Annotated in this window: 17 protein-coding genes; 9 read left to right on the top strand and 8 right to left on the bottom strand. The window is 62.9% G+C overall.

Going from position 1 to position 20,550, the window contains the following annotated elements:
* Window positions 1–32: 32 nt before the first annotated feature.
* From P3C39_RS13405 to P3C39_RS13390, 4 genes are all read right to left on the bottom strand, one after another.
* The gene (locus tag P3C39_RS13405; protein ID WP_275953180.1) at window positions 33–1,298 is read right to left on the bottom strand and encodes a glycerate kinase; all 1,266 of its coding nucleotides are present in this window, start codon (window positions 1,296–1,298) and stop codon (window positions 33–35) included.
* Window positions 1,295–1,798 carry a heme-degrading domain-containing protein gene (locus tag P3C39_RS13400; protein WP_275953181.1) on the bottom strand — a complete coding sequence of 168 codons (504 nt, stop codon included), beginning with the start codon at window positions 1,796–1,798 and terminating at the stop codon, window positions 1,295–1,297. Before P3C39_RS13400 ends, P3C39_RS13405 begins: the two co-directional genes overlap by 4 nt.
* Before the next feature lie 193 nt (window positions 1,799–1,991).
* Window positions 1,992–3,308 (bottom strand): guanine deaminase, encoded by a 1,317-nt coding sequence (guaD, locus tag P3C39_RS13395; RefSeq protein WP_275953182.1) that lies wholly within the window; start codon window positions 3,306–3,308, stop codon window positions 1,992–1,994.
* A 1-nt stretch (window position 3,309) separates the two neighbouring features.
* Window positions 3,310–4,527: a urate hydroxylase PuuD gene (locus P3C39_RS13390; protein ID WP_027163804.1), complete on the bottom strand. Its 1,218-nt coding sequence runs from the start codon at window positions 4,525–4,527 to the stop codon at window positions 3,310–3,312.
* 131 nt (window positions 4,528–4,658) lie between these two features.
* Here P3C39_RS13390 and P3C39_RS13385 point away from each other — a divergent pair, with 131 nt between their 5' ends.
* The 3 genes from P3C39_RS13385 (at window position 4,659) to P3C39_RS13375 (ending at window position 7,958) form a co-directional block, all read left to right on the top strand.
* Complete coding sequence (locus P3C39_RS13385; RefSeq protein WP_013528236.1) at window positions 4,659–5,579, top strand: LysR family transcriptional regulator; 921 nt, start codon at window positions 4,659–4,661, stop codon at window positions 5,577–5,579.
* Window positions 5,580–5,703: 124 nt separating this feature from the next.
* Window positions 5,704–6,711, top strand: coding sequence for an LLM class flavin-dependent oxidoreductase (locus tag P3C39_RS13380; RefSeq protein ID WP_275953183.1), 1,008 nt, complete (start codon window positions 5,704–5,706; stop codon window positions 6,709–6,711).
* A complete protein-coding gene (locus P3C39_RS13375; RefSeq protein ID WP_275953184.1) occupies window positions 6,708–7,958 on the top strand; it encodes an LLM class flavin-dependent oxidoreductase in 1,251 nt (416 codons plus the stop codon). Before P3C39_RS13380 ends, P3C39_RS13375 begins: the two co-directional genes overlap by 4 nt.
* A gap of 12 nt (window positions 7,959–7,970) precedes the next feature.
* On the opposite strand, the gene xdhC is transcribed toward P3C39_RS13375, so the two are convergent.
* From xdhC to uraH, 4 genes are all read right to left on the bottom strand, one after another.
* A complete protein-coding gene (gene xdhC / locus P3C39_RS13370; protein WP_275953185.1) occupies window positions 7,971–8,852 on the bottom strand; it encodes a xanthine dehydrogenase accessory protein XdhC in 882 nt (293 codons plus the stop codon).
* A gap of 74 nt (window positions 8,853–8,926) precedes the next feature.
* A complete protein-coding gene (gene xdhB, locus P3C39_RS13365) occupies window positions 8,927–11,281 on the bottom strand; it encodes a xanthine dehydrogenase molybdopterin binding subunit (RefSeq protein WP_275953521.1) in 2,355 nt (784 codons plus the stop codon).
* A complete protein-coding gene (gene xdhA, locus P3C39_RS13360) occupies window positions 11,281–12,762 on the bottom strand; it encodes a xanthine dehydrogenase small subunit (protein ID WP_275953186.1) in 1,482 nt (493 codons plus the stop codon). Before xdhA ends, xdhB begins: the two co-directional genes overlap by 1 nt.
* 3 nt (window positions 12,763–12,765) lie before the next feature.
* A complete protein-coding gene (uraH, locus tag P3C39_RS13355; protein WP_013528242.1) occupies window positions 12,766–13,140 on the bottom strand; it encodes a hydroxyisourate hydrolase in 375 nt (124 codons plus the stop codon).
* 203 nt (window positions 13,141–13,343) lie between these two features.
* Here uraH and puuE point away from each other — a divergent pair, with 203 nt between their 5' ends.
* The 6 genes from puuE to P3C39_RS13325 all read left to right on the top strand — a co-directional run bounded on the left by puuE (window position 13,344) and on the right by P3C39_RS13325 (window position 20,538).
* A complete protein-coding gene (gene puuE / locus P3C39_RS13350) occupies window positions 13,344–14,762 on the top strand; it encodes an allantoinase PuuE (protein WP_013528243.1) in 1,419 nt (472 codons plus the stop codon).
* 10 nt (window positions 14,763–14,772) lie between these two features.
* Entirely contained in the window at window positions 14,773–15,636 is an 864-nt protein-coding gene (locus tag P3C39_RS13345) for a bifunctional allantoicase/(S)-ureidoglycine aminohydrolase (RefSeq protein WP_024501939.1), read from the top strand.
* The gene (locus P3C39_RS13340) at window positions 15,633–16,139 is read left to right on the top strand and encodes an ureidoglycolate lyase (RefSeq protein ID WP_013528245.1); all 507 of its coding nucleotides are present in this window, start codon (window positions 15,633–15,635) and stop codon (window positions 16,137–16,139) included. Before P3C39_RS13345 ends, P3C39_RS13340 begins: the two co-directional genes overlap by 4 nt.
* Window positions 16,136–16,729, top strand: a complete 594-nt coding sequence (locus tag P3C39_RS13335) for a nucleoside deaminase (protein WP_024501941.1) — start codon at window positions 16,136–16,138, stop codon at window positions 16,727–16,729. Before P3C39_RS13340 ends, P3C39_RS13335 begins: the two co-directional genes overlap by 4 nt.
* An 82-nt stretch (window positions 16,730–16,811) precedes the next feature.
* Entirely contained in the window at window positions 16,812–18,797 is a 1,986-nt protein-coding gene (locus tag P3C39_RS13330; protein WP_275953187.1) for a CocE/NonD family hydrolase, read from the top strand.
* A 154-nt stretch (window positions 18,798–18,951) separates the two neighbouring features.
* A complete protein-coding gene (locus P3C39_RS13325; RefSeq protein ID WP_013528248.1) occupies window positions 18,952–20,538 on the top strand; it encodes an ABC transporter substrate-binding protein in 1,587 nt (528 codons plus the stop codon).
* The last annotated feature ends 12 nt before the right edge of the window (window positions 20,539–20,550 follow it).

Raw genomic sequence — 20,550 nt, 5'->3', positions numbered from 1 at the left:
ACCGCTTCACGGTTTTCCTGGAATTGCTGCAGCTACCTGATCAGAATTGCCCTGAGATCGTTGACATTCGTACCGGTCGGGCCGGGTACGAAGAGATCGTCAACCGCGTTGAAGGCCGTCCAGGCATTGTTGCCGGCAAGCATAGCCTTGGCGTCCACCCCGGCAGCGCGCATGCGCGACACGGTCGAAGCATCGGCAAAGGCACCGGCATTGTTTTCCGAACCGTCGATGCCGTCAGTGTCGGCGGCCAGCGCATTGATACCGTCGACGCCATTGATGCCGATGGCGAAGGCGAGCAGGAATTCCGAATTGCGGCCGCCCTTGCCTTTTGCGCGCAGCGTCACGGTTGTCTCGCCGCCCGACAGGATCAGCACCGGCTTCGAGAAAGGCCTGTTGCGCGTCGCCACTTCACGCGCGATCGCGGCGTGGACACCGCCAACCTCGCGCGCCTCGCCTTCGATGGCATCGGAGAGGATAACCGCCTCGACGCCTTGCCGTTTCGCTTCCGCAGCGGCGGCTTCCAGCGATACACCGGCCGAAGCGATCAGATGCACCTCGTTGCGCAAAAAGCGCTCGTCATCCGGGCTTGGCGCATCGGCGGCCGGCGAATTGATATGCGCCATCACCGAGGCCGGCAGTTTCATGCCATAGGCCGATATCGAGGCCAGCGCGTCGGCGCGGCTGCCTGTATCCGGTACGGTTGGGCCGGAGGCGACCATTGCCGGATTATCGCCGGGAATATCGGAGACGATCAGCGACACCACCCTGGCCGGCCATGCGGCCGCCGCCAGCCTGCCGCCCTTGATGGTGGAAAGGTGCTTGCGGATAGTGTTCATCGCCGCGATCGGCGCACCCGAGGCGAGCAGCGCCTCATTGACGGCGATCTCGTCGGCCAGCGTCAAGCTGCCGGCCGGCGACGGCAACAGCGCCGAGCCGCCGCCGGAAACCAGCGCCACCACCAGATCGTCCGCCGTCAGCCCTTGCACCTTCGCCAGCAGCCGGCGCGAGGCTTCAAGGCCGGCAGCGTCCGGCACCGGGTGCGCCGCCTCGATGATCTCGATGCGCTCGCAGGTCGCGCCATAGCCATAGCGGGTGACGACCAGCCCTTCGATGGGGGCGTCCCACACTTTCTCGAAGGCTGCCGCCATTTGCGCCGAGCCTTTGCCCGCGCCGATGACGATGGTACGGCCCTTGGGCTTGGCCGGCAGATGATCCCTGATGGTTCGTTCCGGATCGGCGGCGGCGACGGCGGCGTTGAAGATAGAGACGAGGAACGATTTGGGGTCGAGCACGGTCATTCGGCTTCCCGAGGCAATGCCAAGCCGCGCTTGTCGACGCCCAAATGATCGCACAGCGCATCGACGACGACGCCGTGATCCTCGCGCTCCGGCAGTCCGGAAACGGCGATGACGCCAATGACGCCGATGCCCTTGGCGGCCACCGGAAAGCCACCGCCGGCCAGCACGTAGTCGGCAATATCCAGCCCTTCACCAATCTTGAAGGTGCGGTCGGGGCGCTGCTGTTCCAACACCATGCGATAGGTGCTTCTCAGGAACCGTTTGACCACATTGATCTTGCGCCGCGCCCAGTCGGGATTGGAAGCGTTCGAGCCCGGCAGCGCGGCGTAGAACAGCGGCCGGTCCCACAGCCTGATGTCGACTATGATGGGTAGATCTTCGGCGATTGCACGATCGCGAATGGCGGAGCCGATTTTGAAAGCGACGGCCTCGTCGAAGGTCGCGAAGACAAGGGTCTCTTCCTGTCTCTTGATCAGAGCGATGTCGTCAGCAACGGCCATTTTCTTTCTCCGAAATCGTCACACGTCGTGTGTACGACAAGCTCCGCTCGGTCAAGCTTCCGTGGCGTGGCCACCTTCTCCCGAGGGGAGAAGAGACGAGCACGGGCCTCGGCTTCCTCCTCTCCCCTCGGGGAGAGGCCGGATTGCCCCGAATTGCCTTCGCAATTCGGTTGGCAATCCGGGTGAGGGGGTCTTACCCCGCGCTCATGTCAGCCTTGGCTGGCCGCCCCGCCACATAAACTTCGCGGACGGAGCGGTCGTCGCCCAGCGTCTGCAGGAGAAACAGTTCCTGCGCCAGCGTCTCGACCGTCTCCATCCTGAGCCGCATTCCCGGCGTTGCCCTGGCGTCCAGCACGACGATGTCGGCGTCGCTGCCTTCGTCCAGCGTGCCTATCTTTTCCACCACCGACAGCGCCTCGGCATTGCCGCGCGTCGTCTGCCAGAAGGACTGGAACGGGTTGAGCTTTTCGCCATTCAGCGCGATCACCTTGTAGCCTTCGTCCATGGTGCGCAGCATGGAGTAGTTGGTGCCGCCGCCGACATCGGTGGCGGCGGCGATGCGGATCGGCTTGTCGCGTCGGCGAAAGCGCTGATAATCGAAGAGGCCGGAGCCGAGGAAAAGGTTCGAAGTCGGGCAGAACACCGCCACCGAGCCCGAGTCCGAAAGCGCATCCGCTTCGCGCTCCGACAAATGGATGCAGTGGCCGAACAGGCTCTTTTTGCCTAACAGCCCGTAATGCTCGTAGACATCGGTGTAGTCGCGCGCCCACGGGTAGAGTTCCTGCGTGAAAGCGATCTCGGCGTGGTTTTCCGACAGATGCGTCTGCATGTGCAGGCCGGGATGTTCGCGGCACAACACGCCCGCCATCTCCATCTGCTCCGGCGACGAGGTGATGGCGAAGCGCGGCGTGATGGCGTAGTGCTGGCGGCCCTTGCCGTGCCACTCCTTGATCAGCGCCTTTGTGTCGTCATAGCCGGATTGCGGGGTGTCGAGCACGCCGTCGGGCGCATTGCGATCCATCATCACCTTGCCGGCGATGTTGAGCATGTTGCGGTCATGCGATTCTGCGAAGAAGGCTTCGGCCGAGGCCTTGTGCACCGAGCAGTAGGCGGCGACCGTCGTGGTGCCGTGGCGCACCATTTCGTCGAGGAACAGCCGCGCGATGCGGCGGCCGTGCTGGGCGTTGGCGAACTTCGTTTCTTCCGGAAAAGTGTAGGTGTTCAGCCAGTCGAGCAGTTCGGCGCCGTAGGAGGCGATGATCTGCATCTGCGGAAAATGCGCATGGGCATCTATGAAGCCGGGCAGCAGCAGATGCGGCCGGTGGTCAATCCTTTTCACCGTCTCGTCGGCTTGCTTTTCAACATCGGCATAAGTACCCGCGGCGACGATCCTGCCGTCACGGATCAGCAGTCCGCCATCCTCCTCGTAGCGCCAGGCGGAATGGTCTTCGATAGTTTGCGGCCAGCGCACAAAGGACAGCGTGCGGCCGCGCAGAAGTGTCGAATTCATGCTATTTCCCTGCGCCTTCGAACCAGGCCACCAGCAGCGCCCGTTCCTTGTCGGTGATCTGAGAGACGTTGGCGGGCGGCATGGCGTGGCTGCGGCCGGCCTGCAGATAGATTTCGCGGGCGTGGTTGGCGATATCCGCATCGGTGTCGAGCATCACGCCCTTGGGCGCATGATAGATGCCCTCATAGACCGGCTCCGCCGCGTGGCACATCGAACAGCGGCCGAGCACGGTGTCGCGCACTGCCGGGAAATGCGCTGAAGCGACATAGATTTGCGCCGACGCGGATTCCTTGGGTTCGCCGGTCAGCACCTTCGGCGCGGTCGACAGCCAAATGATGACGATGAACAGGACGAGTGCCGCCATCCAGGTCCAGGTCGGATTGCCCTTGCGCGCATGGACCGAGTTGAAATAGTGCCGGATCAGCACGCCGATGATGAACACCAGCGAGGCGATGACCCAGTTGAACTCAGTGCCGAACGCCAGCGGATAGTGGTTCGACAGCATCAGGAACAGCACCGGCAGCGTCAGGTAATTGTTATGGAGAGAGCGCTGCTTGGCGATCTTGCCGTATTTCGGGTCGGGCTTGCGGCCGGCGATGAGGTCGGCGACGACGATCTTCTGGTTGGGGATGATGACCATGAAGACATTGGCCGACATGATCGTGGCGGTGATGGCGCCCAGATGCAGGAAGGCGGCACGGCCGGTGAACAGGTGGGTCAGTCCCCAGGCGATGAACACCAGCACGCAATAGAGCACCAGCATCAGGCCGGTGTCGCTTTTGCCCAGCGGCGAGCGGCACAGCAGATCGTAGACCACCCAGCCGACGCCGATCGTTGCCAGAGACAGCAGGATGCCGACCGGCACCGACATCGGCAGCACGTTCGGATCGATCAGGAACAGATCGGCCCCGGCATAATAGACGACGCACAGCATGGCGAAGCCGGAAAGCCAGGTGGCGTAGGATTCCCATTTGAACCAGGTCAGGTGTTCCGGCATTTCGGCCGGCGCCACCAGATATTTCTGGATGTGATAAAAGCCGCCGCCATGCACCTGCCATTCCTCGCCGAAGGCGCCGACGGGCATGCCGGGACGCTGGCGCAGGCCGAGATCGAGCGCGACGAAATAGAACGACGAGCCGATCCAGGCGATGCCGGTGACGACATGCAGCCAGCGCACGGCAAAACTCAGCCAATCCCAGAAAATCGCGAAATCCATCATTGAAATCGTCCCTGCCGATTGGGTGACTTTACGGGCTGGAGCGCAAACGGAAAGAGGCGAGGCGCACGAGGACTTTCAAAAAAAAATGGAAAATACTAGGTTGATCCTGCAAACCGGCGAAGGTGCTCCGCATGGCCTATCTCGACAACATCGCCGTCTTCGTTCGCGTCGTTGAACTCGGCAATCTGTCGGCGGCCGGGCGCGACATGCGCATTTCGCCGGCGGTCGCTTCCAACCGCATCAAGGAACTGGAGAAGCACCTTGGCGTGCGGCTGTTCAACCGCACCACACGGCAATTGATGCCGACCGAGCATGGCACGGTTTTTTACGGGGGCGCCAAGCAGGTGCTGGAGGCAATCACCGAGGCGGAAGCGGCGGTCTCTGCCCTTTCCGGCCAGCCGCGCGGCACCATCCGCGTCACGGCACCGCTCGGCCTCGGCCGCCGGCTGGTCGCTTCGGGCATCCCCGATTTCCACGACAAATACCCTGATATCGAGGTGCGGCTCAGGCTCTCGGACCACAATGTCGACATCATGAAGGAAGGCATCGACGTCGCCTTCCGGCTCGGCATCATCGAGGATTCCAGCCTCAGGATGCGCGGCATCATGGAATGCGAGCGCGTGCTGGTGGCGGCGCCGAAATATCTCGAAGCGCGCGGCGAACCGTTGGAGCCGCAGGAGCTGATCGGCAAGAAGCACGACTGCCTGATGCTGCGTTATTCCGGCGCGCGCGAATATGTGTGGACGCTGCAGACCCCCACCGGCCCGCAGAAATTCGAGGTACACGGGCCCTACGACACCGACGATGGCGACGTGCTCACCGGCTGGGCGCTTTCAGGCCGCGGCATCATCAACAAGCCGCGCTTCGAGGTCGAGCCATTCATCCGCGACCGGCGGCTGAAGGTGATCCTGCCCAGCACGCCACCGACACCGGTGCAGTTCGCCGCCGTCTATCCGCACAAGAAGCTGCAGGACCCAAAAGTGCGGCTGCTGCTCGACTTCATGGCCGAGCGCTGCCAGCGGCTGATCAACGATCTTCTTGCTGGCAAGTAAAGGCTGGCCGGCAAATAGGGACTGGCCGGTAGGTGAGCGGCGGTTTGGCCCAGCGCCGGCGGTTGCCATCCCAGGATGTGGCGAACATAGTTCGGGTGGCATTTCATCTCATAGGGAACCCTCGATGGACAACGGCGCCACAATGCATCTTGCCGTTTCGCTCGCCGATCCATCACTCGAGACTGGGTTGGAATTCAGCCGCCTGGCTGGTTTCGTACAAAAGGCTGAAGCAGCCGGGCTGGACATGGTGCTGCTTGCCGATGCCGCGCCAGCGTCCGAAAGCGAAGCCGCGAACAAACGGATGCCCTTCGAAGCGACGACCTTGCTGGCCGCTCTGGCGACTGTCACAAGCAGGATCGGCTTGGTTGCCGCTGCCTCGACAATTGCCCACCAACCCTACAATCTGGCACGCCGTTTCGCTTCGCTCGACGTTATCAGCCACGGCCGCAGTGGCTGGAACGCAACCATGACGCAAGCGCCACGGGAAGCAGCCAATTTCAGCCGGCCCGAAGGATTTTCGCCTAACGATTTCCGCCGTCGCAGTGAGGAATATATCGGCATCGTGCAAGGTCTGTGGCAGGGCTGGGATGCGGACGCGCTGCTGTTCGACCAGCGCGGCGGCCGCTTCCACGACCCCGAAAAGATGCACCTGCTGGAGCACAAGGGCGAATTCTTTTCCGTGCGCGGACCGCTGAACGTCGCCCGGTCGCCGCAGGATACGCCAGTGCTCGTCTTGTCGGGCCTGCAGGAATCCGACTTCGATATTGCCACTAGCACCGCCGATGTCATCCTGCTGGACGGCGGACTGGTGGAGGGCGCGACCGAACGCTATGACGATATCAGGCGCCGTGTCACGGCGTGCGGACGCGATCCGGATGCTGTGAAAGTGCTGACGAACGTCGCGCTTATCGCCGATAGTAAGCCGGCTGCCGTCGCCGAGAGGCTGGAAAAGGAATTCCTGGCGAAAAGCTGCGACGGGTTCAACATCCTGATGCCGGCACAGCTTTCAGCGCTCGACGATTTCGTCGGCTTGGTTCTGCCGGAACTGCGGCGGCGTGGCCTGGTTCGAGAAAGCTATCGCGGAAAAACGTTGCGCTCGCATCTCGGGCTTGCCGGCGGAGGTGACCGATGACCGCTCGCCAGATGAGGCTGGGCGCCTTCCTGTGGGCGACAGGCCACCACATCGCCGCCTGGCGCCATCCCAAGGCACACGTCACCGCCGGCATCGACATCGACCATTACATCGCATTGGCGCGCACGGCGGAGACGGCAAAATTCGACATGGTGTTCTGCGAGGACGCCGCCGGCCTGCGTGAAGCCAAATTCGGCATTGCCAGCCAGACGTCGCGCTCGATCGGTTTCGAGCCGATCAGCCTGCTCTCGGCGCTCGCCGTCCAGACCAGCCGCATCGGCCTCGTCTCGACAGCGTCGACAAGCTACAACGAGCCCTATGGGCTGGCACGAACCTTCCTGTCGTTCGACCATCTGAGCGGCGGCCGGGCCGGCTGGAATCTGGTCACCTCGGCCAGCCCCATCGAAGCAGCCAATTTCGGCGCGACGGGCCTCAAGCCCCATGCCGACCGCTACGAACGGGCGCGCGAGTTTGCCGAGGTGGTGACCGGCCTGTGGCACGGCAAGGCTTCCGGCCATAACGGCCAGAGCTTTTCGGTTCGCGATCCGCTCGACCTGCCGCGCTCGCCGCAGGGCGCGCCGGTGATAGTTCAGGCCGGCGCCTCGGATGTCGGCCGCGACCTTGCCGCCCGCACCGCCGATGTGGTGTTCACGGCGGCGCAGACCTTCGAGGAAGCCAAGGCCTTCTATGACGATCTCAAAGGACGTCTGCCGGCCTACGGGCGCGAGCCGGACGACATCAAGATCATGCCGGGCGTCGCACCGGTGGTGGCGGAGACCGAAGCGGAGGCCCGTGAAAAATACGAGGAATTGCAGGAGCTGATCCCCGACGATGTCGGCGTGGCGCTGCTGTCCAGCTATCTCAGCATCTCCGATCTGTGGCGCTATCCGATCGATGGGCCACTGCCGGAACTGCCGGAGAGCGAGGGGATGAAGAGCAGGCAAGCGCTGGTGATCGAGCAATCGCGCCGCGACGGCCTCTCCATCCGCCAGCTCGCCCGGCATTTTGCCGGCGCGCGGGGCCATTGGCGCATCGTCGGCACAGCGGCCCAAGTCGCCGACGAACTGCAGACGCGGTTCGAGGGTGGGGCGGCCGACGGTTTCAACGTCATGCCCTCATATTTCCCCGGGGAACTCGATGCCTTTGCCACGCTCGTCGTGCCGGAGTTGCAGCGGCGCGGCCTGTTCCGGACGGAATACCAGGGCCGCACGCTGCGCGACCATCTGGGTTTGAAACGGCCGGTTTAGCTGCGGCGCAGCTTAGCCTGCCATCACCTTGCCATGCGGAATTTGATGGTCGGCATTTAAGGCTGCGTTGTGATTGACCAGCGCCGTCATGATCTCGGCCGCAGCCAGCGCCGCGATGACCTGAGGGCGCTTGTCCTTGACGGTGTCGCCGCCAATTGGCGAGACGAGGCGGGCAAACTCGGCCTGGCTGCCGTCCGCCGATTTCAGGAACCAAGTCCTGAACGTCGCTTTCTTGGTCTTCGAGCCGATCATGCCGACATAGGCGGTGTCACCGCGTTTCAGCGCTTCCGCGACGATCAGGAAATCCAGCGCATGATCGTGGGTAAGGATGGCGAAGGCGGCGCCGGCGGGGGCATTCCGCACCATCGCTTCCGGCATAGCTGTCAGCCGTGTCTCGATGATTTCGGGCATGCCTTCCAGTGCTTCGGCCCGCGTCTCGATGACGACGCCGTGCACGGGAAGAAGTGCGATCGCCGATGCCAGCGCCTGGCCGACATGGCCGCCACCGAAGATGTAGACGTACGGCAGGTGCGCCTCCTCGGCTTCCGCGGCCGCAACCAGGTCGCCGGCAAGCGCAGCATCGACGAGCCGGATCAAGACTTCGACGCGCCCGCCGCAGCATTGGCCGATCTCGGGACCCAGCGGGACGTCTAGGATAGCGCAGACTTCGTCAACCTCGATGCGGACTTCTTTGCCCAACATCTGCCTGGCCTTGTCGATTGCCATATATTCGAGCTGACCGCCGCCGATGGTGCCAAAGATCGCCGTCTGCGAGACGAGCATGAAGGCGCCCTTCTCGCGTGGCGTCGAGCCTTTTGTTCCGGCCACTTCGACCAGGGCAACCCGACCGGCGCTGGCGAGAAAGGCTTTCAGGCTTTGCACTTTCGAGTTCATGGTTCACGTTCCCGAATGGGAAATATAGGTTTTTTCGGCCCGGATTGCACGCATTGCCGACCCTGGGGCCGGATTCAGGCGCCGGCCTCCTTCTTCAGCCGCTCGATCGCCATTAGAACCCGCTCCGGGGTCGCCGGAGCATCGAGGCGCGGGCAGATCCTGTTGTCGGCGACACTGGCCACCGCGTCCGATAGCGCATGCAGCACCGACATGCCGAGCGGGAACGGCGGCTCGCCGACCGCCTTGGAGCGGTGGATGGTCGGCTCGCCGGCTTCCGGCCAGTCGGCCAAGGTGACGTTGAAGATCTTCGGCCGGTCGGAGGCGAGCGGGATCTTGTAGGTCGACGGTGCATGCGTGCGCAGCCGGCCCTTGGCGTCCCACCACAGTTCTTCCGTCGTCAGCCAGCCCATGCCCTGGATGAAGCCGCCCTCGATCTGGCCGATATCGATCGCCCGGTTCAGCGAGCGGCCACAGTCATGGAGAATATCGGTGCGCTCGACCATGTATTCGCCGGTCAGCGTGTCGACCGAGACTTCCGAGCACGAGGCGCCATAGGCGAAATAATAGAAGGGGCGGCCCTCGCCCTTGTCGCGGTTCCAGTGGATTTTCGGCGTCTTGTAGAAACCAGCCGCCGACAGCTGGATGCGGGCCATATAGGCCTGCTTGACGAGGTCGGCGAAGGCGATTTCCTGGTTGCCGATACGCACCCGGTTGGGCAGGAACAGCACCTGATCACGCGGCACCTGATATTTTTCGGCGGCGAAATCGGTCAGCCGATCCTTGATCTGGCGCGCGCCATTCTGCGCCGCCATGCCATTGAGGTCGGAGCCGGACGACGCTGCCGTAGCCGAAGTGTTCGGCACCTTGCCGGTCGTAGTCGCGGTGATCTTCACCTGGTCGAGATCGATCTGGAACTCTTCCGCCACCACCTGTGCCACCTTGACGTAGAGGCCCTGCCCCATCTCGGTTCCGCCATGGTTCAGATGCACCGAACCGTCGGTGTAGACATGCACCAGCGCGCCGGCCTGATTGTAATGCGTGGCGGTGAACGAGATGCCAAACTTGACCGGCGTCAGAGCGAGGCCCCGCTTGATGAAACGACTGTTGGCATTGAAGGCCGATATTTCACGCCGCCGCCGCGCATAGCTCGCGCTTTGCTCCAGCTCGGCGACGATGCGCTGGATGATGTTATCCTCGACCGTCTGGTGGTAGGGCGTGATGTTGCGGCCCCCCTCGCTACTGGTGCCGTAGAAATTCTTCTTGCGGATTTCGAGCGGATCCTTGCCAACGGCAAAGGCCACCTCGTCGATGACGCGCTCGGCGCCGACCATGCCTTGCGGGCCGCCGAACCCCCGAAAGGCGGTGTTCGACACGGTGTTGGTGTAGAGCGGCGCCGACTGCGCATGCACCGCCGGCCAGAAATAAGTGTTGTCGCAGTGGAACAGCGCGCGATCGGTTACCGGGCCGGAAAGGTCCGACGAAAAACCGCAGCGCGCCGCGAAAATGAAATCGACGCCGAGGATGTTGCCCTCGTCATCGAAGCCGACCTCGTAATCGACGAGGAAATCATGACGCTTTCCGGTGGCGATCATGTCGTCGTCGCGGTCGGGCCGGATCTTCACGGCGCGGTGGTGCTTCTTCGCGGCGATCGCGGCCAATGCGGAAAACTGATTTCCCTGCGTTTCCTTGCCGCCGAAGCCGCCTCCCATGCGGCGGATTTCCACCGTGACGGCATTGCTCGGCACGCCGAGCGCATGGCTGACCATGTGCTGGACTTCGCTTGGATGCTGGGTCGAGGAATAGATGGTGACGTCCTGATCCTCGCCAGGAACGGCCATGGCGATATGGCCTTCGAGGTAGAAGTGTTCCTGGCCGCCGATGCGCATTTTTCCCTTTAGCCGGCGCGGCGCCTGACGGATCGCCGTAGCGGCATCGCCGCGCTTCAGGGTGAGAGGCGGCGTGACGAGCTTGTCCTTCTTCGGATCGAGCGCGCCGATGTCGGTGACGAAAGGCAATTCCTTGTATTCGACCTTTGCCAATCTTGTGGCGCGGCGCGCCTGCTCGCGAGTTTGCGCAATAACGCAGAAGATAGGCTGGCCGTAGAATTGCACCTTGCCGTCGGCAAGCACCGGCTCGTCGTGGCGGCCGGTCGGCGAAATGTCGTTTTCGCCCGGCACGTCACTGGCCGTCAACACGTCGACCACACCGGGCGCTGTACGCACCGCCGAAAGATCCATGCTGGTGATGGTGGCATGCGTGGCACCGGAAAGCCCTAGGCAGCCATGCAGCGTGCCTGATGGTTCCGGCATGTCGTCGATGTAGACGGCGGTACCGCTGACATGTTTGTGCGCGGAATCGTGGCGCTGATCGGTGGCGACGCCGCCAGCGATCTTTTCAGCCTTGAGGTTGGGGGCAGCGTGCTTGTTCATCATGCCGCCTCGTGCCTTGAAACCTGGACCGGCTCTCTGGTGCCGCTGCTCTCGGCAAAAAAGCGCAGCAGCAGGTTTTTCGCTGCCAGGGCGCGATATTCGGCCGAGGCCCGCATGTCGGTCAGCGGGGTGAAATCCCTGGCATATTCGGCCATCGCCGCTTCAACCGTCTGTTCGGTCCATGGCTTGCCGAACAGCGCTTTTTCGACGGAAGACGCCCGCTTCGGCGTCGCCGCCATGCCGCCATAGGCGATGCGCACCTCCGCCACCGTGCCGTCCTTGGCCAGATTCAGGAAAAACGCGCCAAGGGCCGCGGTAATGTCCTCGTCGCGACGCTTGGTGATCTTGTAGACGGCAAACTTCGTTTCCTTGGCCGGCACCGGCACATGCACGGCCTCGACGAACTCACCCGGCTGCCGATCCTGTTTGCCGTAGGCGATGAAGAAGGTTTCCAACGGGATCGTCCGCTGCTTCTTGCCCTTGCGCAAGGTGAGACTTGCGCCAAGCGCGATCAATGGCGGTGGCGTATCTCCGATCGGCGAGCCGTTGGCGATGTTGCCGCCGATGGTGCCCATGTTGCGCACCTGTTCGCCGCCGATGCGATCGAACAATGGCCCCAACGCCGGGATGCGCTTCGCCAATGTCGCGAAGGCGTCAGTGTAGGTGACGCCGGCGCCGATCGAAATGACGCCCTTGTCTTCCGAGATGGTGCAAAGCCCGTCGAGATCGCCGATGAAAATGGCCGGTGAAATATCGCGCATGTGCTTGGTCACCCACAGGCCGACATCGGTCGAGCCGGCCACGATGGTAGCGCCGGGTTCCTTGTCCAGCACGGCGGCGAAATCGTCGACATCGGCCGGCACGACCAGCCGCGCCTTGCCGGTTCCGATCTCGACCCGGGCGCCGTCACGCATGGCCTCGAGCCTTGCGGTGATCGCCTTGCGTTCCGTGGCCAGCGGGTCCTTTGCCGCCTTGCCGTAGCTGGAGATGGCATGCGCGGCGCGCATGATCGCCTCGTAGCCGGTGCAGCGGCAGAGATTGCCTTGCAAAGCCTTTTCGACATCCGCGTTCGAGGGACCAGGCGACTTCATCCACAAGCCATAGAGCGACATGACGAAGCCGGGCGTGCAGAAGCCGCATTGCGAGCCGTGGAAATCGACCATCGCCTGCTGCACCGGATGCAACTGGCCGGGTGAACCGCGCAGATGCTCGACCGTCACGACATGGGTGCCGTCGAGCGAGCCGAGGAAGCGGATGCAGGCATTGACGCTTTCATAGACCAAGCCGCCCTCCGACAGCTTGCCGACCAGCACGGTGCAGGCACCGCAGTCTCCCTCGGCACACCCTTCCTTGGTGCCGCGCAGCGAACGGTCGAGCCGCAGCCAGTCGAGCAAGGTCGCGTCGGGTGCCACCGACGAAAGCGCCACATCCCTGCCATTGAGAATGAAGCGGATTTCGTTGCGGATGCTAATTTTGGTCATACCTCAGCTCCCCCTGTAGGTCGAGTAACCGTAGGGCGAGACCAGCAGTGGCACATGATAATGCACAGGCTCGGCCATGCCGAAGCGGATCGGTATCACATCGAGAAAGGCCGGTTTCGGCAGGCTCAACCCCTGTTGGCGCAAATAGTCGCCGGCGGCGAAGACCAGTTCGTATTCGCCGGTGCGGAATTCCGCGCCGGCGAGCAGCGGCTTGTCGCAACGGCCGTCGGCATTGGTGAGAACGGTCTTCAGATGTGTCCGCGCCTTGCCCTCGAGGTGATAGAGCGCAATCGACAGTCCCGCCGCCGGCTTGCCGGTCGCCGTGTCGAGGACATGGGTCGTCAGACGCCCGCCGTCGGCTTTCGACGTTTCTGCCATTGGCCGCCTCCCATTTCCGGTACGAGCGAATTGGCCCGGTACGGTCAAGTATCAACAGTGAATTGTGCGCCAATTAAAGGCGATGCATAAGTCCCGGTCGAGCGGAGTGCGACAAAAACACTTTCAAAAATTTTCGGGGGAATGCGAGAAGCACCCTTTCGATATTCTGATCATACTTCGGGCCGTGCCCGGCGGGAGGGACGATGCGTTACAGCAGAGACATGCGTGGCTACGGAGCCAATCCGCCGGACCCGAAATGGCCTGGCGGTGCACATGTCGCCGTGCAGTTCGTCGTCAATTACGAGGAAGGCGGCGAAAACTGCGTGTTGCATGGCGACAAGGCGTCCGAAGCCTTCCTGTCGGAAATCGTCGGCGCGGCACCCTGGGTGGGTCAACGCCACTGGAACATGGAATCCATCTACGAATACGGCGCCCGCGCCGGCTTCTGGCGGCTGCTCCGGCTGTTCACCGAGTCGCAAGTGCCGATCACCTGCTACGGCGTCGCCACAGCGCTCGCCCGTTCGCCGGATCAGGTAGCGGCCATGCAGGACGCCGGCTGGGAGATCGCTTCGCACGGCTTAAGATGGATCGACTACCGCGACCACAGCGCCGAGGATGAGCGCCGCGACCTCGAGGCGGCGATCAAGCTGCACTACGAAGTGACCGGCGCGCGCCCGACCGGCTGGTATACGGGTCGCACATCGATCAACACGGTGCGGATTGTGGCGGAAGAAGGCGGCTTCGACTATGTGTCGGACACCTATGACGACGAGCTGCCGTACTGGTTCGAGCATGAGGGCGGCGCGCAGCTCATCATCCCCTATACGCTCGACGCCAACGACATGCGGTTCGCCACGCCGCAAGGTTTCAACTCGGGTGACCAGTTCTTTGCCTATTTGAAGGACAGCTTCGATACGCTCTATGCCGAGGGCAAGGCCGGCCGGCCACGCATGATGAACATCGGCCTGCACTGCCGCCTCGTCGGGCGGCCGGGCCGGGTGGCGGCGCTGAAGCGCTTCGTCGACTATGTGAAGTCGCACGACAAGGTCTGGCTGGCGAGGCGCATCGACATCGCCAAGCACTGGCAAGAGGTCAATCCTTATCAACCGGCGGCACTCCGCCCATCGAAGATGGAATTCGAGACCTTCGTCCACACTTTCGGCGGCGTATTCGAGCATTCGCCCTGGATCGCCGAACGCGCCTACGAACTGGAACTAGGCCCGGCGCATGACACTTCGGGCGGCCTGCACAATGCGCTTTGCCGTATCTTCCGCTCCGCCAGCGAAACCGAGCGGCTTTCGGTGCTCAACGCCCATCCCGACCTTGCCGGCAAGCTGGCCAAGGCCAAACGGCTGACGGCGGAATCGACCAGGGAACAGGCCTCGGCCGGCCTCGACGCGCTGACCGACAAGGAGCGCGAACTGTTTTCCAAGCTCAACGCCGCCTACGTCACCACCTTCGGCTTCCCTTTCATCATCGCGGTGAAGGGCAAGACGAAGCAGGAAATCCTGGCGGAGTTCGAGGCGCGCATCGGCAACAGCCGCGGCGTCGAATTCGAGACCGCCTGCAAACAGGTCGAGCGCATCGCGCTGCTCCGCCTCAAGGACATGCTTCCGCAATAGGTTTGAAACCATGGATACGATCAGGATGCCCGAGCGAACCTATTACGCGCCACATGGCGGTCATTCCGGCCAGAACGAGCTTCTGACCGGCCGCGCCGTCTTCACCGAGGCCTATGCCGTCATTCCCCGGGGTGTGATGCAGGACATCGTCACCAGTGCGTTGCCGTTCTGGGACGAAACCCGCGTCTGGATCTTGTCGCGACCGCTATCGGGTTTTGCCGAGACGTTCTCGCAATACATTGTCGAGGTCGCGCCCGGCGGCGGCAGCGATCGGCCGGAACCCGATGCCGGCGCCGAAGGCGCTCTGTTCGTGGTCGAAGGCGAACTGACGGTTCTGCTTGCCGGCAAGACGCATGTGTTGCGGCCCGGCGGCTTTGCCTTCCTGCCGCCGGCCAGCGGCTGGACGGTTCGCAACGAAAGCAGGGCCGCCGTGCGCTTCCACTGGATTCGCAAGGCTTACGAGGTGGTCGACGGTCTCGATGTGCCGGAAGCCTTCTTCACCAATGAGCAGGAGATCGCGCCAACGCCGATGCCCGGCACCGAAGGCCGCTGGGCGACGACGCGGTTCGTCGATCCGGCAGATTTGCGCCACGACATGCACATGACCATTGTCACGCTGGAACCCGGCGCGGTCATTCCCTTCGCCGAGACCCATGTCATGGAGCACGGTCTCTATGTGCTGGAGGGTAAGGCCGTCTACCGCCTCAACCAGGACTGGGTCGAGGTCGAGGCCGGCGACTATATGTGGCTGCGCGCCTTCTGCCCGCAGGCCTGCTATGCCGGTGGCCCGGGTAAATTCCGCTATCTGCTCTACAAGGACGTCAACCGGCACGCCAAGCTCGGCGGCGCCGGCATCGCAAGGCGCGCGCTGTGACCCGTATCGTCGCGCGGCCGCTGACCCGCGAGGGCTTTGCCCCCTTCGGCGATGTCATCGACATGGGCGGCGACAACCACTACCCGATCAATGGCGGCAGGGCCGAGCGCTATCATGATCTGGCTACCGCCGAAGCAACCGGTCCGAACGCCCGCGTGCTGATCTCGATGGTGCGCGGCACGCCCTACGAATTGCCCCTGAAATTGAGCATGGTCGAGCGCCATCCCTTCGGCAGCCAGGCCTTCATCCCGCTCTCGCCGCGCCCCTTCCTGGTCGTCGTCTGCCATGACGGGGAGCAGGGGCCGGGCGAGCCGCATGCCTTCATCACCGCACCCGGACAAGGCATCAATTACCGGCGCAATCTCTGGCATGGCGTGCTGACGCCGCTCGGCGAGGCTCAGGACTTCCTGATCGTCGACCGTGGCGGCGATGGCTCCAATCTCGAAGAGTTCCATTTCTCGCACGCCTACGAGATCCACTTGCCCAACGAGAGCCTCCTGTGACCGATATTTCACTGATCGACCGCCTGCTCGATGTGATCGAGCACGACATCGTGCCGAAGACGGCCGAGGGCGTTACCTATGGCAACAAGCTGTTCGGCGCGGCGATCCTGCGCAAGGACGACCGTTCGCTGGTGCTGGCTGAAACCAACAACGAGATGGAAAACCCGCTCTGGCATGGCGAGGTACACTGCCTGAAGCGTTTCTACGAAATGCCCAGGGCTGAGCGCGTCGATACGAAAGACGCCATCTTCATCGCCACGCACGAACCCTGCTCGTTGTGCCTGTCGGCGATCACCTGGACCGGCTTCGATAATTTCTACTATCTGTTCAGCCACGAGGATTCGCGCGACAGCTTCGCCATCCCGCACGACCTGAAGATCCTGAAAGAGGTCTTCACCCTCGATCCCGGCGGCTACAATGCCGAGAATGCCTATTGGAAGAGCTTTTCTATCCGCAGGCTGGTGCGAGCGTTGCCCGAGGCAGAGCGGCGACGGCTGGAGACCCGTATCGGCGCGATTTCGGCGCGCTACGATGAATTGTCCAACATCTATCAGGCGAACAAGGACGATAACGATATCCCGCTGAACTGACGCGGATTGACCAGCCGAATTCGTTGGCTGGCCCACGACGCGGCACGGCAGGTTCCATCATCTGGCGATCCTGGAGCATGCCATGAAAACCGTCACCGAATTTGCCCGCAAAATCGTCGAATTCCCGGATATGGGCATCGTCACGCCGGATGGCTGCCGCCTGTCGGCGCGGGTGTGGATGCCGGAGGATGCGGGCGACGATCCGGTGCCTGTCATCCTAGAGCATCTGCCCTACCGCAAGCGCGACGGCACCATCTTTCGCGATCAGCTGACGCATCCTTATTTCGCCGGCCACGGCTATGCTTCGATCCGCGTCGACATGCGCGGCAATGGCGATTCCGAAGGGCTGATGGACGACGAATATTCCGAGCAGGAATTGCAGGACGCCTGCGACGTCATCGCCTGGGCGGCAAGCCAGCCCTGGTGCAACGGCAATGTCGGCATGATGGGCATTTCCTGGGGCGGCTTCAACTGCCTGCAGGTGGCGGCCAAGCGGCCGCCGGCGCTGAAAGCGGTGATCAGCCTGTGCTCGACCGTCGACCGCTATGCCGACGACATCCACTACAAGGGCGGCTGCCTGCTGATCGAGAATTTCGGCTGGGCCTCGACCATGCTGTCCTACTCGTCGCGGCCGCCGGATCCGCTTTTGGCCGGCGACAACCGGTGGCGCGATCTGTGGCTGACCCGGCTGGAGAACCAATCCTTCCTGGCGCCGCTGTGGCTGAAACACCAGCACCGTGATGCCTACTGGAAGCGCGGCTCGATCTGCGAGGATTTTTCCGCCGTCAAAGCCGCCGTGCTGTCGATCGGCGGCTGGCATGACGGCTACCGCAACACCGTCTCGCATCTGGCGACCAACATCCAAGCCCCGGTCAAGGGCATCGTCGGGCCATGGATCCACAAATACCCGCACTACGCCGGGCCCAAGCCTGCCATCGGCTTCCTGCAGGAGGCCTTGCGCTGGTGGGACCGCTGGCTGAAGGGTGTCGACACCGGCGTCGAGGCCGACCCGGCCTACCGCGCCTATGTCATGGACAGCGTGCGTCCGGCGCGCTGGCACCCCGAGCGTCCCGGCCGTTGGGTGGCGGAGCAGGAATGGCCCTCGCCAACCATCAAGATGCAAACGGTTGATCTGATCCCCTCAACGGAAAAACCCGCCATCATCGCCTCTCCGCAAAGCTGCGGCCTGGCCGGCGGCGAGTATTTTCCCTTCACCTTCGGCCCCGAACTGCCCGGCGACCAGCGCCCCGACGATGCCCTGTCGGTGTGTTTCGACCAGCCGGAACTCAGCGAGCCGATCGACATCGTCGGAGCGCCGGAGGTCGAGCTGCGGCTATCCTCTGATCGTCCGCAGGCCAACATCGCGGTCCGGCTTTGCGATGTGCATCCCGACGGCGCCTCGGAGTTGATCTCCTATGGCGTGCTCAATCTGACGCACCGCAATTCGCACGAATTCCCCGAGGCGCTGGTGCCGGGCGAAACCGTCTCGGTGCGCGTCGTGCTCGATCAATGCGCCTATCGTGTGCCGGCCGGCCACCGGCTGCGTGTTGCCGTTTCGAACGCCTATTGGCCTGCCATCTGGCCGTCGCCGGAGCCGGTCCAGCTCACCTTGTCGACGGCGACGCTCAATTTGCCGCTGCGGCCGCTGGCGACAGGCGACGAAGTAACGTTCGCCGAGCCGGAAGGTGCCACCCCCTGGGCAACAGAGACGATCCGCGCCGCCAATTCAGAGCGTCATGTCGATCGTGATGAGAAGACCGGAATGGTGACGCTTTCCATTGTTGACGATTTCGGCGAGGTGCGCGATCTCGCCCATGGCCTCGCCAATGGCAGCATCGCCCGCGAGACCTGGACGATCCATCCCGACGATCCGCTGTCGGCCTCGGGGAAGACGCACTGGACGCAGACCCTGTCGCGAAACGGATGGTCAGTACGCACCGAAACGACAGCCGAAATGCGATCGGATGCGCAAAAATTCATCGTCAGCGCCAGAATCGAGGCCTATGAGGACGAAACTCTCGTCTTCGAGCGCAATTTCGAGGAGAAGGTGCCGCGCGCGCTTCTTTGAATGCCGATTTGATTGGTCCAATTGCGACGTACGATTTACGCCACGGCATGTCGCATTCGGTCTTGCTTACCGCTTTCCCTTGCGGTCATTATTCTCCTCACAAGAAACAAGAAAAACGACCGCAGAGTCGAACCAACAGAGTGAGGAACTCAAAATGTCGAACGAACTGGAATTTCTTAGCCGGCGTGTCGCGTCGGGCAAACTGAGCCGTCGTGATTTTCTCGGCCGGGCGGCGGCGCTCGGTATCTCCGCGCCCTTCGCCAACTCGCTGCTTTCAAGCGCTGCACGCGCGGCAGGCCCGGTCAAGGGCGGCACACTGAAGGCCGGACTTGTCGGCGGCGAATCCACCAACAGCCTTGATCCGGCACTGTTCATGACTCAGGTGCCGTTCGCCTTCGGCAAGATGTGGGGCGAATTGATTGTCGAGCTTTCGCCGGAAGGCAAGCTCGAGAACCGCATCGCCGAGGAGATCGGCTCGTCGGACGACGCCAAGGTGTGGACGCTGAAGATCCGCGACGGCGTCGAATTCCACAACGGCAAGACAGTGACCGCCGAGGACGTGGCCGCCACACTTGAGCGCCATTCCGACGAGAAGTCGAAATCCGGCGCGCTCGGCTACATGAAAGGTATCGAGACCATCAAGGCCAGCGGCAAGGAAGTCGTGCTGACGCTGAAGGAGGCCAATGCCGATCTGCCCTATTTGCTCAGCGACTATCACCTGATCGTCCAACCAAATGGCGGCAAGGACAAGGCTGACGCAGGCATCTCGGCCGGTCCTTACAAGGTCACGACCAATGAGCCCGGTGTGCGCCATGGCGGCGAGCGTTTCGCCAATTACTGGCAGGGCGACAAGATGGGCCATGCCGACCAGATCGAGATCATCGTCATCAACGATGCGACAGCGCGCACGGCCGCCCTGCAGGGCGGCCAGGTCAACGTGATCAACCGCGTCGAGCCGAAGATCGTCGACCTGATCAAGCGCCTGCCGGGCGTCACCATCCGCAACCACGCGGGTCCTGGCCACTACGTGTTCATCATGCATTGCAACACGGCGCCGTTCGACAACGCCGATTTGCGCATGGCACTGAAGCTGGCCATCGACCGCGAGGAAATGCTGGACAAGATCCTGCGCGGCTACGGTTCGCTCGGCAACGACTTCCCGATCAATGCGTCCTATCCGCTGTTTACCGAGATCGAGCAGCGCAAGTACGATCCCGACAAGGCCAAGTTCCACTTCAAGAAGTCCGGTCACGACGGCGCCGTCCTGCTGCGGACCTCGGACGTCGCTTTCCCGGGTGCCGTCGATGCATCGCAGTTGTTCCAGCAGAGCGCGGCCAAGGCCGGCATTCAGATCGAGCTGAAGCGTGAGCCCGGCGACGGCTATTGGAACGAGGTCTGGAACAAGCAGCCCTTCTGCGCGTCCTACTGGGGCGGCCGCTCGACCCAGGACCAGATGTACTCCACCGCTTATCTGTCGACCGCCGACTGGAACGACACGCGCTTCAAGCGTCCTGACTTCGACAAGATGGTGCTGGCGGCGCGCGCCGAGCTCGACGAGACCAAGCGCAAGCAGATGTATCATGACATGGCTGTCCTGGTACGAGACGAGGGCGGCCTGATCCTGCCGATGTTCAACCAGTTCATCGACGCTACCGGCGCCAAGGTCGGCGGCTGGGTCGACGATCCGCATCAGGAGCTGATGAACGGCTACGCGCTGGCGAAGTGCTGGCTCGAAGCCTGAGCTTGGCCTTGC

Source organism: Mesorhizobium sp. XAP4 (assembly GCF_029269325.1).
Lineage (GTDB): Bacteria > Pseudomonadota > Alphaproteobacteria > Rhizobiales > Rhizobiaceae > Mesorhizobium > Mesorhizobium ciceri.
This window is presented reverse-complemented; position numbering and strand designations above follow the sequence as displayed.

Coding starts and splice junctions, on each gene's coding strand:
- guaD (WP_275953182.1), bottom strand. CDS start 3,308: ATGAATTCGACACTTCTGCGCGGCCGCACGCTGTCCTTTGTGCGCTGG.
- P3C39_RS13330 (WP_275953187.1), top strand. CDS start 16,812: ATGAAAACCGTCACCGAATTTGCCCGCAAAATCGTCGAATTCCCGGAT.
- P3C39_RS13325 (WP_013528248.1), top strand. CDS start 18,952: ATGTCGAACGAACTGGAATTTCTTAGCCGGCGTGTCGCGTCGGGCAAA.
- xdhC (WP_275953185.1), bottom strand. CDS start 8,852: ATGAACTCGAAAGTGCAAAGCCTGAAAGCCTTTCTCGCCAGCGCCGGT.
- P3C39_RS13390 (WP_027163804.1), bottom strand. CDS start 4,527: ATGATGGATTTCGCGATTTTCTGGGATTGGCTGAGTTTTGCCGTGCGC.
- xdhA (WP_275953186.1), bottom strand. CDS start 12,762: ATGACCAAAATTAGCATCCGCAACGAAATCCGCTTCATTCTCAATGGC.
- xdhB (WP_275953521.1), bottom strand. CDS start 11,281: ATGAACAAGCACGCTGCCCCCAACCTCAAGGCTGAAAAGATCGCTGGC.
- P3C39_RS13405 (WP_275953180.1), bottom strand. CDS start 1,298: ATGACCGTGCTCGACCCCAAATCGTTCCTCGTCTCTATCTTCAACGCC.
- P3C39_RS13400 (WP_275953181.1), bottom strand. CDS start 1,798: ATGGCCGTTGCTGACGACATCGCTCTGATCAAGAGACAGGAAGAGACC.
- P3C39_RS13385 (WP_013528236.1), top strand. CDS start 4,659: ATGGCCTATCTCGACAACATCGCCGTCTTCGTTCGCGTCGTTGAACTC.
- puuE (WP_013528243.1), top strand. CDS start 13,344: ATGCGTTACAGCAGAGACATGCGTGGCTACGGAGCCAATCCGCCGGAC.
- P3C39_RS13380 (WP_275953183.1), top strand. CDS start 5,704: ATGGACAACGGCGCCACAATGCATCTTGCCGTTTCGCTCGCCGATCCA.
- P3C39_RS13375 (WP_275953184.1), top strand. CDS start 6,708: ATGACCGCTCGCCAGATGAGGCTGGGCGCCTTCCTGTGGGCGACAGGC.
- P3C39_RS13345 (WP_024501939.1), top strand. CDS start 14,773: ATGGATACGATCAGGATGCCCGAGCGAACCTATTACGCGCCACATGGC.
- uraH (WP_013528242.1), bottom strand. CDS start 13,140: ATGGCAGAAACGTCGAAAGCCGACGGCGGGCGTCTGACGACCCATGTC.